This is a genomic window from Phenylobacterium sp. J426, assembly GCF_024699945.1.
Taxonomy (GTDB): Bacteria; Pseudomonadota; Alphaproteobacteria; order Caulobacterales; family Caulobacteraceae; genus Phenylobacterium.
This window is the reverse complement of the sequence record NZ_JAJOMY010000001.1, coordinates 1,183,041-1,196,030: the sequence shown is the minus strand read 5'-3', so window position 1 is coordinate 1,196,030 and position 12,990 is coordinate 1,183,041. Positions and strand designations below refer to the sequence as shown.

14 protein-coding genes and 1 pseudogene are annotated in these 12,990 nt (G+C 69.3%); 5 read left to right on the top strand and 10 right to left on the bottom strand.

Going from position 1 to position 12,990, the window contains the following annotated elements:
* Positions 1–4: 4 nt before the first annotated feature.
* From LRS10_RS06240 to leuC, 4 genes are read right to left on the bottom strand one after another with little or no spacing between them, the layout of a single operon-like run.
* Positions 5–307: a putative quinol monooxygenase gene (locus tag LRS10_RS06240; protein ID WP_257836499.1), complete on the bottom strand. Its 303-nt coding sequence runs from the start codon at positions 305–307 to the stop codon at positions 5–7.
* The gene (gene leuD / locus LRS10_RS06235) at positions 304–915 is read right to left on the bottom strand and encodes a 3-isopropylmalate dehydratase small subunit (protein ID WP_257836498.1); all 612 of its coding nucleotides are present in this window, start codon (positions 913–915) and stop codon (positions 304–306) included. The genes LRS10_RS06240 and leuD overlap by 4 nt, the downstream gene beginning before the upstream one ends.
* Positions 915–1,787, bottom strand: coding sequence for a VOC family protein (locus LRS10_RS06230; protein ID WP_257836497.1), 873 nt, complete (start codon positions 1,785–1,787; stop codon positions 915–917). Before LRS10_RS06230 ends, leuD begins: the two co-directional genes overlap by 1 nt.
* Positions 1,784–3,208: a 3-isopropylmalate dehydratase large subunit gene (leuC, locus tag LRS10_RS06225; RefSeq protein ID WP_257836496.1), complete on the bottom strand. Its 1,425-nt coding sequence runs from the start codon at positions 3,206–3,208 to the stop codon at positions 1,784–1,786. The genes LRS10_RS06230 and leuC overlap by 4 nt, the downstream gene beginning before the upstream one ends.
* 138 nt (positions 3,209–3,346) lie before the next feature.
* Between leuC and LRS10_RS06220 the strand changes: the two genes are divergently transcribed.
* Complete coding sequence (locus LRS10_RS06220; protein WP_257836495.1) at positions 3,347–4,240, top strand: LysR family transcriptional regulator; 894 nt, start codon at positions 3,347–3,349, stop codon at positions 4,238–4,240.
* Here LRS10_RS06220 and LRS10_RS06215 read toward each other — a convergent pair.
* Complete coding sequence (locus tag LRS10_RS06215) at positions 4,237–5,151, bottom strand: LysR family transcriptional regulator (RefSeq protein ID WP_257836494.1); 915 nt, start codon at positions 5,149–5,151, stop codon at positions 4,237–4,239. The two genes, LRS10_RS06220 and LRS10_RS06215, sit on opposite strands and share 4 nt — an antisense overlap.
* Before the next feature lie 179 nt (positions 5,152–5,330).
* Here LRS10_RS06215 and LRS10_RS06210 point away from each other — a divergent pair, with 179 nt between their 5' ends.
* On the top strand, positions 5,331–5,699 hold the full coding sequence (locus LRS10_RS06210; protein ID WP_257836493.1) for a hypothetical protein: 369 nt from the start codon (positions 5,331–5,333) through the stop codon (positions 5,697–5,699).
* A 64-nt stretch (positions 5,700–5,763) separates the two neighbouring features.
* Here the strand turns inward: LRS10_RS06210 and rplS are convergent, their stop codons facing one another.
* Both rplS and trmD read right to left on the bottom strand, forming a co-directional pair.
* Complete coding sequence (gene rplS / locus LRS10_RS06205; RefSeq protein ID WP_257836492.1) at positions 5,764–6,165, bottom strand: 50S ribosomal protein L19; 402 nt, start codon at positions 6,163–6,165, stop codon at positions 5,764–5,766.
* Positions 6,166–6,186: 21 nt separating this feature from the next.
* Positions 6,187–6,897 carry a tRNA (guanosine(37)-N1)-methyltransferase TrmD gene (gene trmD / locus LRS10_RS06200; RefSeq protein WP_257836491.1) on the bottom strand — a complete coding sequence of 237 codons (711 nt, stop codon included), beginning with the start codon at positions 6,895–6,897 and terminating at the stop codon, positions 6,187–6,189.
* Positions 6,898–6,975: 78 nt separating this feature from the next.
* On the opposite strand from trmD, the gene LRS10_RS06195 reads away from it, so the two are divergent.
* Complete coding sequence (locus LRS10_RS06195; RefSeq protein WP_257836490.1) at positions 6,976–7,848, top strand: acyl-CoA thioesterase II; 873 nt, start codon at positions 6,976–6,978, stop codon at positions 7,846–7,848.
* Between the two features lie 74 nt (positions 7,849–7,922).
* A complete protein-coding gene (locus LRS10_RS06190) occupies positions 7,923–8,798 on the top strand; it encodes an acyl-CoA thioesterase II (protein WP_257836489.1) in 876 nt (291 codons plus the stop codon).
* Here the strand turns inward: LRS10_RS06190 and rimM are convergent.
* The 3 genes and pseudogenes from rimM to ffh form a co-directional block, all read right to left on the bottom strand.
* Positions 8,795–9,310, bottom strand: coding sequence for a ribosome maturation factor RimM (gene rimM, locus LRS10_RS06185; RefSeq protein ID WP_257836488.1), 516 nt, complete (start codon positions 9,308–9,310; stop codon positions 8,795–8,797). The genes LRS10_RS06190 and rimM overlap by 4 nt on opposite strands.
* Positions 9,311–9,321: 11 nt before the next feature.
* Positions 9,322–9,849, bottom strand: a complete 528-nt coding sequence (gene rpsP / locus LRS10_RS06180) for a 30S ribosomal protein S16 (protein WP_257836487.1) — start codon at positions 9,847–9,849, stop codon at positions 9,322–9,324.
* Between the two features lie 199 nt (positions 9,850–10,048).
* Positions 10,049–11,401 (bottom strand): annotated as a pseudogene (gene ffh, locus LRS10_RS06175) (signal recognition particle protein); the annotation flags it as partial.
* 336 nt (positions 11,402–11,737) lie between these two features.
* On the opposite strand from ffh, the gene LRS10_RS06170 reads away from it, so the two are divergent.
* Positions 11,738–12,937 carry a GAF domain-containing sensor histidine kinase gene (locus LRS10_RS06170; RefSeq protein ID WP_257836486.1) on the top strand — a complete coding sequence of 400 codons (1,200 nt, stop codon included), beginning with the start codon at positions 11,738–11,740 and terminating at the stop codon, positions 12,935–12,937.
* The last annotated feature ends 53 nt before the right edge of the window (positions 12,938–12,990 follow it).

Genomic DNA, 12,990 nt, shown 5'->3' with positions numbered 1-12,990 from the left:
GAAGCTAGAGCGGAGTCTCGGCCGCCACGTGGTAGAGGGTCAGCCGCCGGTCGGAAACCCCGAGCGCCGGCCAGGCGGCGCGCCACTCGGCCAAGTGCGGCGCGGCGAAGTGGGCGTCGAGGGCCGCGCGGTCGCGCCAGACCTCGAAGACCCGGATCAGGCCGGGGTCCTGGACGTCGATGGCATAGGAATAGGCGACGCAGCCATCCTCGGCCCGGCTCTTGGCCAGCATGGCCTCCATGTGCGGACGGAAGGCCTCGAGATTCTCCGGCGGCACGCGGACCGTGCCGGCCACGATCAGGCTCATGCGCCTTCGAACCAGGGCTGGGCGAGCGCCCGCTTCATCTCGTAGACGTCGATGCTGTCCTTGGCCTGCAGGGTCTCGCCGATGGCGTCGAGCCCCTTCAGCATCTTGTCCTTGCGGACCGGGTCGATCTCGAAATGGAAGACCGCGCCCGAGGGCGAGGTGACGGTCTGTGCCGCGAGGTCGACGCTGACGACGTGATTGCCGCCGCGGGCCTCCTCCATCAACTGCTGGACCTCCTCGGCCTTGAGCACGACGGGTAGCAGGCCGTTCTGGAAGCAGTTGTTGTAGAAGATGTCAGCGAAGCTGGTGCTGATCACGCAGCGGACGCCGAAGTCCATCAGCGCCCAGGGCGCGTGTTCGCGGCTCGAGCCGCAGCCGAAGTTGTCGCCGGCCACCAGCACGCCCGCGCCCTTGTACTCCGGCCGGTTCAGCACGAAGTCGGGAATCTCGCGGCCCTGCTCGTCGAAGCGGAAGTCGTAGAACAGGCCGCGCGCGAGGCCCTTGCGGTCCACGCCCTTCAGGAACTGCTTGGGGATGATCTGGTCGGTGTCGATGTTGGCCAGCGGCAGGGGCGCGACCTTGGCGTCTAGGCGGGTGAAGGCTTCCATCAGGCGGCTTCCGTTTGGGGTTCTGCGCTGAGCATCAGGGTCGGCACGCCGGCCGGCGCGTCGCGGACGGTGAAGACCTTGGTGCCGGGCTTGCGGCCGGGGCGGACCTCCGAGACGTCGAAGCCGGCGGCAGCCATCCGTGCGCGCGCGGCTTCGGGATCCTCGACGCGCCAGGCCAGTCCGCCGAAGCGATCCGGGGCGTCGGTGGCCGGCTCGCCGATCTTCGCGCCGATCTCGACGACGGCGTCGCCGGCGCGGAAGAACAGCTGGCGGGCGTTCCACTTCGGGTTCTCGCGGTCGAGCCGCAGGTCCAGGCCGAGCTTGGCGCCATAGACGCCCAGCGCCCGGTCGACGTTGGCCGTATAGATCACCACGTGGTCGAGCCTGGCGACGGGCGCGCTGCCGGTCGGTGTCGACAGCGGCCAGGGCTGGCCGTCGCGCGGCGGGGCGATCAGCAGGGTCTGCAGCCCGCCGGTGTCCTCGGCGGCCGGATTGGCGCCCAGCCAGTAGCGCTTGCGGCCGTCGTCGTGGGTGGAGCGGGTGAGCGCAGGCTCGGTGGTCTTCAGGCCGCGCCGGTTCATCAGCGTCGCGAACGGCGCCAGGTCGTCGACGGTCCGCCCGACGGTGTAGGCGACGGCCCAGATCCCCTCGCCGTGAGCGTCGAGATGCGCCCGCATCCGGTCGCCGAACGCGCCTTCGCCGTGCGGGGTGATCACATCCAGCGCCATGTTCGGGAACTGGAACCAGGCGTGCCGCGCCCCGCCGTCGCCGCCCAGCCAGTTGGGCTCGACGCCCAGCAGGCGGGTATAGCCGTCAACCGCCGCGTCGAGGTCGCGGACCGCGAGCGCGACATGGTCGATCGCGGTGATCACAGGAAGTCGCGGACGTCGGCGATGTGGCCGGCGATGGCGGCGGCGGCGGCCATGGCCGGGCTCATCAGGTGCGTGCGGCCGCCGCGGCCCTGGCGGCCCTCGAAGTTGCGGTTGGAGGTGGAGGCGCAGCGCTCGCCCGGCTTCAGGCGGTCCGGGTTCATGCCGAGGCACATCGAGCAGCCGGGCTCGCGCCAGTCGAAGCCGGCGGCCTTGAAGATGGCGTCGAGGCCTTCGGCCTCGGCCTGTTCCTTCACGAGGCCGGAGCCCGGCACGACCATGGCGCGGACGTGCGGGGCGACCAGGCGGCCGTTCAGGAAGGCGTGCTGCACCACATCGGCCGCGGCGCGGAGGTCCTCGATGCGGCTGTTCGTGCAGGAGCCGATGAAGACCACGTCGATCTTCGCGTTGGTGATCGGCTGGCCAGCCTCGAGGCCCATGTACTCCAGCGCGCGGGTGGCCGAGGCGCGCTTGTCCGGGGTGGCGAAGGTTTCCGGCGCGGGCACGACGGCGGTGACCGGGATCACGTCCTCGGGGCTGGTGCCCCAGGTGACGGTGGGCGCGATCTTGGAGGCGTCGAGCACGATCTCCCGGTCGAAGACGGCGTCCTCGTCGGTGAAGAAGGTCTTCCAGTAGTCGAGGGCCATCTCCCAGGCGCCGCCCTTCGGCGCCGACGGCCGGCCCTTGAGGTACTCGAAGGTGGTCTCGTCGGGCGCGACGAGGCCCGCCTTGGCGCCGCCCTCGATGGTCAGGTTGCAGAGCGTCATCCGCCCTTCCATCGACAGCGCCCGGACCGCGGAGCCCGCGTATTCGATGACGTAGCCGGTGCCGCCGGCGGTGCCGATCTCGCCGATGACCGCCAGGGCGTAGTCCTTGGCGCCGACGCCGGGAACGGGCTCGCCCTCGATGCGGACGCGCATGTTCTTCGCCTTCTTCTGGCGAAGGGTCTGGGTGGCGAGCACGTGCTCGACCTCGGACGTGCCGATGCCGTGCGCCAGCGCCCCGAAGGCTCCGTGGGTCGAGGTGTGGCTGTCGCCGCAGACGATGGTCATGCCAGGCTGGGTGCGGCCCTGCTCGGGCGCCACCACGTGGACGATGCCGTTCCGGATGTCGCCCATCGGATAGTATTCGATGCCGTGCTCGGCGACGTTCTTACCCAGCGTCTGGAGCTGCAGACGCGCCTCGTGGTCGGCGACGGCGTCGACGCCCAGGGCCTGGCCCTCGGTCGGGATGTTGTGGTCGGCGACGGCGAGGGTGCGATCGGGCCGGCGGACCGGACGACCCGCCTCCCGGAGCCCGGCGAAAGCCTGGGGCGTCGTCACCTCGTGGATGACATGCAGGTCGATGTAGAGGATCGCCTCGCCGTCGGTTTCGGCGACGACGTGCGCATCCCAAATCTTGTCGTACAGGGTCTTGCCGGGCATGGCGCGCATCTAGGTCCGCAGGGGCGCGCACGTCTAGTGCTGCGATGCCGCAATCGACGCGCGGTTGCAGCAAATTTGTGCCCCGGAGTTGCTGCCAAGCCATATTGCCGAGCCTCACCTTAGGGTATGCATCCCTGCATGCCTGGAACGCCGGACTGGGATCTGCTGCAGAGCCTGCACGCCGTGTTGGAGGCGGGGACGTTCTCGGCCGCGGCCCGGCTGAGGCGGCTGACCCAGCCGACGCTCGGCCGCCACATCGACCAGCTGGAGCGCCAGTTGGGTGCGCCGCTGTTCCTTCGAAGTCCGCGAGGGCTGCAGCCGACCGACCTGGCGCTCGCTCTGGCGCCGCATCTCGCCGACATGGCCGCCGCCGCCGGCGCGGCCTCCCGGGATGCGGTGGGGGCGGCGGACGACGCGGTGGGGGTCGTGCGCGTGGCCGCGAGCGAGGTGATGGGCGTCGAGGTGCTGCCGCCCATCCTGGCCCGGTTTCGCGACCTGCATCCCAAGATCGATGTCGAGATCGCCGTCTCCAACAAGGTCGAGGACCTTTCGCGGCGCGATGCGGACATCGCCGTCCGCATGGCGCGGCCGACGCAGAACGCCATCGTGGCGAAGAAGGTCGGCGAGGTGGGCTTCGGCTTCTACGCCACCCCCGGCTATGTGGAGCGGCACGGCCTGCCGCAGACGCTGGACGAGCTCTACGCCCACACCCTGATCGGCTTCGACCGCACGCCGCCCCCAGCCAAGGTGGACGTCGACCTCGGCCGCCCGATCACCCGGGACATCTTCGCGCTGCGCACGGACAGCGACGCGGCCCAGCTGGCTCTGCTGCGTGCAGGCTTCGGCATCGGCGTCTGCCAGCACCAGATCGGCCGCCGCGCGGGCCTCGTGCAGGTCGTCCGCGGCGCGTTCGGCTTTCGCCTCGACATCTGGATCTGCATGCACGAGGCGCTGCGCAGCAATCCACGCATGCGACTGATGTTCGATCACCTGGCCGGGGACCTGGCCGCCTATGCGGCGGAAGCCGGCTAGCCGCGTCCTTCCAGAACCGGCCGCGCCGCAACGGTGTGTTCGGCCACCAAGTCCAGGAACCGGCGGACGGACGGGGTGTGGCGCAGCCGCTGGTGGCAGATCAGCCAGACCGGCGTGACCGGCTCGTCCTGGGAGAAGCAACGGACGAAGTCCGGGTGCGGATCGCCGATGATGCAGGGCAGGCTCGCCACCCCCTGACCCGCCCGCACGGCGATGACGAGGTCGTTCATGGTGTCGCGCCGCTCGGACCGGGCGTCCGGAGCCCGAGCGGCCAGGTGCAGCGAACTCGGCTCGCCCGTCGCGATGATGGTATGCGCGGCAAGGTCGCCGACCCCCGCGGGCGCGCCGTGGCGCGCTGCATAGGCCCGACTGCAGTAGACGGCCCAGCGGGCGTCGGCCAGTCGGCGGGCCACGAGATCGCCGGGCCCGGGCTCGGGCGCGGCGCGCAGGGCGACGTCGGCCTCGCCGCGGTCCAGGTCGAGCTGGCCGGGACCCACGACAAGGTCGATGCGGACCTCCGGGTGTTCGGCCTGGAACACCACGATGGCCGGCGCGACGATGGCGTTGGCGAGCGGCTCGTTGGTCGTGACCCGCAGCCGGTCAACGCCGCGCGCGAGCGCCTGCGCCCGACTGTCGAAGAGATGCGCCTCGCGGGACATGGCGGCGGCAGCCTCCACGAGCTCGGCGGCGTCCGCTCGCAGGACGTAGCCGTCCCGGCTGCGATCGAAGAGCCGTGCGCCAACGGCGGTTTCGAGCGCCGCGATGCGACGCGCGACGGTGGTCGGGTCCACGCGGAGCGTGCGGCCCGCGCCTGCGGTGCTCCCCGCCTTCGCCACCGCCAGGAACACTCGGATGTCGTCCCAATCCAGCATGTCGCCACCCTGCGTTCCTGCAGGGTCGGATTGCAACATCTCGGATTTCGGCGTTCGATCGCCGAGACTAGTTGGAGGGCTCCTCAGACCGGAGCCTTTCCGATGATCTTCCACATCTCCATCGACGCCGACGATCCCGCCCGCGTGGCCGCCGCACTGGCCCGCCTCTGGCAGGCCGAGGCGCATCCTTTCCCCCGCTCGGCGAAGGGTCGCTGATCGTGTTGGCCGGCGACGACCGCAACAGCGCTGTCGAGGTCTATCCTCGCGGGCTCGAACTACACCCAGCCGACGGGGATGCCGATGCGGTGGGTGTCGCCAACCCGCGGCCCAGCGGCCATTCGGCGACTCACGTCGCGATCGCCAGCGACCTGGCCGAAACCGACATCCTGGCGCTGGCGGCGGAGCATGGCTGGACGGCCAAGTCCCGCAGGCGCGGCGGCGCCTTCGGCGTCATCGAGTTCTGGGTCGAGAACCGCTTCATGGTCGAGGTGCTGACGCCCGAGATGCAGGCGGAGTATCTGGCGGCCATGACACCCGCCGGCTGGCGGGCGGCGTTGGCGGCAGCGGCCGACGCGCCGGCGGCGTGAAACGAAAACGGCGGCCGGATCGCCCCGGCCGCCGTCTCGAAACTCTGGATTGACCTTGGGAGCCTTAGGCTTCCGGGGTCTCGGTCGGCTCGTCCTTGGCGGCGGCCGTCATCTGACGCTCGGCGATCCGGGCCGACTTACCGCGACGGTCGCGCAGGTAGTACAGCTTGGCGCGACGGACGACGCCGCGACGCTTCACCTCGATGCTCTCGATGTTCGGCGACATGATCGGGAACAGACGCTCCACGCCTTCGCCGAACGAAATCTTGCGGACGGTGAAGCTCTCGTCGACGCCCTGGCCGGCGCGGGCGATGCAGACGCCTTCATAGGCCTGCACGCGTTCACGGTCGCCTTCCTTGATCCGCACGTTCACGCGCACGGTGTCGCCGGGGCGGAATTCGGGGATCTTGCGGGCCGCCAGCAGACGGTCTGCTTCTTCCTTACGGAGCTGTTCGATCACGTTCATGGTCTTCATCCTTACTGGGCTTTACCCGCCCTTTGCCTGTTGATTGGCGGCTCGCTGCGCCCAGAGATCCGGACGCCGCTCCCGCGTGGTCAGTTCACGCTGTTCCTGGCGCCAGCGGCGGATCGCCGCGTGATTGCCCGAAAGCAGCACCTCGGGGATGTCCTGGCCCTCGAAGTCCCGCGGTCGCGTATACTGCGGGTGCTCGAGGAGGCCATCCTCGAAACTCTCTTCACTCAAACTCTCGGCCTGGCCCAACACACCGGGCACCAGCCGTACGCACGCCTCGATCGCCACCAGCGCCGCCGCCTCGCCGCCGGCGAGAACCGCGTCTCCGACGGAGACCTCCTCGAACCCGCGGCCGTCGAGCACCCGCTGGTCCACCCCTTCGAACCGACCGCACAGGACGATCAGCCCGGGGCCTTTGGCCCACTCACGCACGCGCGCCTGGGTCAGGGGCCGACCTCTGGCGCTCATGTACAAAAGCGGGCGTTCGCGCCGCTCCACGCTGTCCAGCGCGGAGGCGATCACGTCGGCCCGCATCACCTGTCCAGGACCGCCACCCGCAGGGGTGTCGTCGAGGAAGCCGCGCTTATCCTTGGAAAAGCCCCGAATGTCCACCGTTTCCAGGGACCACAGGTTCTGCTCGCGCCAAGCCGTGCCGATGAGCGAGACGCCAAGCGGGCCCGGAAACGCATCCGGGAACATGGTCAGCACGGTGCAGTCGAACGGCATGGCGGGCCCCTAGGGCGGCATGGCGTCTCCGCCGTCAAGTCTTGCCGCCGCCTTCGCCCCCGCGTATCGCCGCTTCCAATGAGTGAAGTCGACGCCCAAGACGAGACGCTGGTCGAGACGCTGCAGCTGGAGCGGATCGAGGAGAACCTCTTCCGAGGAACATCGCCTGACACCGCGCCGGGCCGGATCTTCGGCGGCCAGGTCATCGCGCAATCCCTGCTGGCGGCGTACGGCACGGTCGAGGACCGCGTGTGCCATTCGCTGCACTGCTACTTCCTGCGGCCCGGCGATCCCACCGTGCCCATCCTCTTCGAGGTCGACCGCTCGCGCGACGGCGGCAGCTTCACGACCCGGCGCGTGGTGGCGATCCAGCGCGGCAAGCAGATCTTCAACCTTGCCGCCTCGTTCAAGGACCCGGAAGACGGCTTCCAGCACCAGGCCGATATGCCGCCGGGTCCGCACTGGTCCGAACTGAAGGACCAGATGGAGGTGCTGCGAGAGTTGATGAAGGACGCGCCCGAGCAGGCCAAGCGCTGGCTTTCCCGGCCGATGCCCATCGAGATGCGCTCCAAGGACGCGCGCACCTACTGGATGGACGGTCCGAAGGAGCCCGTTTCGCAGAACTGGTTCCGTTGCCGCACGCCGATCGGCGGCGACCCGCGGATGCACCAGGTGATCCTGGCGTACGCCTCGGACATGAACCTGCTGTCGACCGCAATGCGGCCGCATCAGGTGCACTGGCAGACCAAGGACTTCCAGTCGGCGAGCCTCGATCACGCCATGTGGTTCCACAAGCCGACGGACTTCAACACGTGGCATCTCTACGCGCACGACAGTCCGTCGGCGTCAGACGGGCGCGGCCTGATCCGCGGCTCCATCTATGCCGAAGACGGCACTCTGGTGGCCACGGTGGCCCAGGAGGGACTGATGCGGATGCGAAGCGGGAAGTAGCGCCGCCTCTTCCCATGGGCGGGCGTCGGGCGTAATGCCTCGCGCCTTCGCAGTTGCAGCAAAGCCCGGCCGCCATGGATACCCAGACCCTCATGCAGACGCTCAAGCTGGAGCGGCTCGAGGTGAACCTCTTCCGGGGCACGACGCCCGAGGAGGAGTCGCGCGTTCGCATCTACGGCGGCCAGGTGATCGCCCAGTCGCTGCTGGCCGCCTATGCGACGGTCGAGGCGCGGGTCTGCCACTCGCTGCATTGCTATTTCATCCGGCCCGGCGACCCGAACGTGCCGATCATCTTCGAGGTCGACCGTTCGCGTGACGGCGGCAGCTTCACGACCCGGCGGGTGATCGCGGTCCAGCACGGCCAGCAGATCTTCAACCTGGCGGCCAGCTTCCAGGTCGAGGAAGACGGTTTCGAGCACCAGGCCGAAATGCCGGCCGCGCCCCACTGGGAGGAGGTGGAGGACGACCGCGAGGCCCAGCTGAAGCGGGCCGACAAGCTGCCGGCCGAGATGCGCGAGTGGCTGCAGCGGCCCGAGCCGATCGAGATGCGCACCGTGGGCGGCCGCTTCGACATCCGTCGTCCGACCCAGCTGGAGCCGGTGCAGCAGGTGTGGTTCCGGGCCAAGGACCCTATTGGCAGCGACCCGGCCATGCACCAGGTGATCCTCGCCTATGCGTCCGACATGAGCCTTCTGGGGACGAGCCTCAGGCCGCACGCGGTGAACTGGCGGACGCCCGGGATGCAGACCGCGAGCCTGGATCACGCCATGTGGTTCCACCGGCCGACCGACTTCAACGAGTGGCACCTCTATCATCAGGAGGCGCCGTCCTCGTCCGGCGGACGCGGGTTCAACGTCGGACAGATCTACCGCGCGTCAGACGGGGCGCTTGTGGCGAGCTGCGCCCAGGAAGGCCTGATGCGGCTGCGGAAGCCGAAGGCTGAAGCCTAGTCTTCCGCCTCTTCGGCCTCGGCGGGCTTCACGCCGACCAGGACGCCGTCGGCCAGCTTCACCTCGGGCACGGCCTCGCGGGTGAAGGGGAGGTACCAGCTGGCGCCCTGCGGCGGCTGGACCTCGAGCAGGTCGCCGGCTCCGAAGTCGTGGACGTTCTTGATGGTCCCGAGGGGCGCGCCCTCTGGGTCGACCACGGCAAGTCCGATCAGATCGGTGATGTAGAACTCGTCCTCGTCGGGCGCGGGCAAGGCCTCGCGCGGGACGAAGAGCTTCAGCCCGCGCAGCGCCTCGGCCTGTTCGCGGGTTTCGACCTCGGCGGCGCGGACGACAAGGCCGCCCTTCGCAGGACGGCCCGAGGTCAAGGTGAGCGCCGGAGCGCCGTCCTCGCGCTTCAGATCGCGGTAGTCCAGCAGGGCCGAGGCTTCGGCCGTGAAGCTGGTTATGCGGACCTCGCCGCGGACGCCGAAGGCGCCCGCGACGCGGCCGACCAGGATGAGGCTGTCGCCCATCTCTTGGGTTCTTAGGCTTGCTCTTCGCCTTCCGCGGCGGGAGCCTCTTCAGCAGCCGGAGCTTCAGCCGCAGGAGCTTCTTCCGCGGCGGCTTCCGCAGCCGGAGCTTCCTCAGCCGCGGGAGCTTCGGCGGCGGGAGCCTCTTCCGCGGCCGGCTCTTCGGCCGGCGGGGCGGCGGCGGCTTCGGCCGCAGCGGCGGCGCGGTCGGCCTCGCGCTGGGCGCGCTCTTCCGCGCGTTCCTTGGCCTTCGTGCCCGGCTCGGCCTTCTTCGGGTTGTTGCCGGCTTCCCACTTCACCAGGCCGAGCTTGCCGAGTTCACGGGCGACGCGGTCGGTCGGCTGGGCGCCCTTGGCGAGCCATTCCTGGATGCGCTCCTGCTTCAGCACGACGCGGTTCGGGTCGTCCTTCTTCAGCAGCGGGTTGTAGCTGCCCACCTTCTCGATGAAGCGGCCGTCGCGCGGCGAGTGGCTGTCGGCGACGACGATCGAGTAGTAGGGGCGCTTCTTGGCGCCGCCACGGGCGAGACGGATCTTCAGCATTCTCTCTAGTCCTTGGTCTGAAAGCTATTTCTTGAAGGGGTTGAAGCCCGGCGGCAGGCCGCCGCCGAGGCCGGGAAGCTTGGGGAGGCCGCCGAGCGCGCCCTTCGGGCCGCCCAGGTTCTTCAGCTGAGCCTGGATCTCTTCCATCTGCTCGGGCGTGGGCCGGCTGGCCGGTCATCTGGGCGATCTTGCCGATGTCCATGTCGCCGCCGCCGAGCATCTTGGCCATCTGGCCGAAGCCCTTGCCGCCGTTCTTGCTCAGCGACTTGAAGGCGTCCGCCATCTGCCGGTGCTGCTTCAGCACGCGGTTCACCTCGGCGACGTCGACGCCGGCGCCGGCTGCGATGCGCCGCTTGCGCGAGGCGGCCAGGATGTCGGGCTTCTCGCGCTCGGCCTTGGTCATCGAGGAGATGATCGCGATCTGGCGGTCGAAGGTCTTGTCGCTGATCCCGGACTCCGAGATCTGCTTCTTCATCTTCTGGACGCCGGGCAGCATGCCCATCAGGCCTTCCATGCCGCCCATGCGCTTCATCTGCTTGAGCTGCTCGGCCATCATGTCGAGGTCGAAGCGTCCCTTGGCCAGCTTCTTGGCCATGGCCTCGGCCTTGGCCATGTCGAGGTCCTGGGCCGCCTTCTCGACCAGCGCCACAACGTCCCCGCGGCCGAGGATGCGGCCGGCCACGCGGTGGGCGTCGAAGACGTCAAGACCGTCGATCTTCTCCGAGACGCCCAGGAACTTGATCGGCAGGCCGGTGACGGCGCGCATCGAGAGTGAGGCGCCGCCGCGGCCGTCGCCGTCTGCGCGGGTCAGCACCAGGCCCGTCAGGGGAAGGCGCTCGTGGAAGGCCTTGGCGGTACGGACCGCGTCCTGACCGGTCAGGGCGTCGGCGACGAGCAGGGTCTCGGAGGGGTTCGAGATCCTCGCGATCTCTGCCGCCTCGCTCATCATCGCCTCGTCCAGCGTCGTGCGGCCGGCGGTGTCGAGGATGAGGATGTCGTAGCCCTGCAGCTTTGCCGCCGACATGGCGCGCTTGGCGATCTCGGGCGCGGGTTGGCCTGGAACGATCGGCAGGCTGTCGACGCCGGCCTGGGTCGCCAGCATCGCCAGCTGTTCCATGGCGGCCGGACGACGGGTGTCCAGCGAGGCCAGCAGGACCTTCTTCCGCTCCTTCTGGAGCCGCAGGGCCAGCTTGCCGGCGGTGGTGGTCTTGCCCGAGCCCTGGAGGCCGGCCATCAGGATGACCGTCGGCGGGTTCGAGGAGATGCGCAGGCCTTCCGGCTCGGCATCGCCGCCCAGCATCTCGACGAGGCCGTCGTAGGTGATCTTGATCACCTGGTCGGCGGGCTTCACCGAGCGGATCACCGCCTCGCCGGTGGCGCGTTCCTTGGCCTTGTCGATGAATTGCCGGACGACCGGCAGGGCGACGTCGGCCTCGAGCAGGGCCACGCGCACCTCGCGCATCGCCTCGTCGATGTCCTTCTCGGACAGCACGCCGCGACCGGAAAGCCGGTCAAAGACGGTTGTCAGCCGATCAGAAAGCGCGTCGAACATTCGAACTCCATGGCAATTCGCAGCTGCGAATTGCCCGCTTTTGCTTCCTTGCGTTGTCGCTTCAGCGAGAACGCGGGCCCCAAACGCAATCAGCCCCCGTGGACGATTGCGTCGACGGGGGGCCTCGCCGCCCTCGTCCCAGATAGGTCCTGGGGGTCGTGGCGGTAGAGGGCGCTGACCGAGATCAGGGCCGGAAGGGCGCGCTTATGCGCCTGTGGGTAAGTCCGAGTCAAGGAACTGGCGGTTTTGGACGCCTTTGGGCCGAGAGAGGCCGTGACTCCGGCAGCCCTTCGTGGCCTAAGAATCGCAGCCCCCGCCGACATCCGGAGCTTCATCATGTCGCGCACGATAGGGGACGATGTCGCGACCCTCGCCGTCATAGACGCCGTCCCGAAGCTGCTGGAAGTGGTCTGTCGCTCGACCGGCATGGGCTTCGCCGCCGTGGCGCGCGTCACCGAATCCCGCTGGGTCGCCTTGGCTGTGCGCGATGAGATCGCCTTCGGGCTGGAGCCTGGCGGCGAGCTCGATCTCGTCACCACGATCTGCAATGAGATCCGCGGCCATGGCGAGCCGGTGGTCATCGACGACGTGCCGGCCGATCCCGCCTACCGGACGCACCGGACGCCCGCGATGTATGGCTTCCGCAGCTACATTTCCGTGCCGATCTGCCACGAGGGCGAGTTCTTCGGCACCCTCTGCGCCATCGATCCGAAGCCGGCCAAGCTGAAGGGCTCGACGGCCTTGCCGCTGTTCGAGTTGTTCGCCGAACTGATCGGCGCGCACCTGGCGGCGTGCGGTCGTCTTGAGCGCAGCCGTGAGGCGCTGATGAGCGAGCGGGAGACGGCCGAACTGCGCGAGCAGTTCATCGCCGTGCTCGGTCACGACCTGCGCAACCCGCTGGCGTCCGTTCAGTCTGCCGCCCGGCTGATCCGCAAGACCGAGCTGCAGGATCGGGCGAAGACGCTGCTGGACGCCGTCGACGGCAGCGTGCAGCGGATGGCGGGGCTGATCGACAATGTGCTCGACCTCGCCCGAGGCCGCCTCGGCGGGGGCTTCGCGGTCGAACGGACGCGCGACCCGAAGCTTGCAGAGGCCCTGAGACAGGTCGTCGCCGAGCTGGCGCTGGCCTATCCGCACCAGGAAATCCGCACGGAGATCGCCATCGCGCATCCGATCGAGGCCGACAGCCGCCGGGTGGCCCAGCTGCTGTCCAACCTGCTTGGGAACGCGCTGACCCATGGAGCCCCGGACCAGCCGATCGTCGTGCGCGCCGTGACCCGAGGTCGCGATTTCGAGATCAGCGTCACCAACGGAGGGCCGCCCATTCCGCGCACGGCGCAGGCGAAGCTGTTCCAGCCGTTCAAGCGCACGGACCTGGGGTCGCGCGGCCTGGGTCTGGGTCTATGGATCGCTTCGGAGGTCGCCCGCGCCCATGGCGGGACGCTCAGCGTCCGGTCGGACGCGAAGGAGACCTGCTTCACGTGCCGCATGCCGCTGACGGTGGAGTCGCCCGCGACGGTCTCCGCCGCCGAGTAGGCTCAATGTCCGAAAGCCGCCAGCGACGATCGGGGAACGCGGCTATCTTTTCG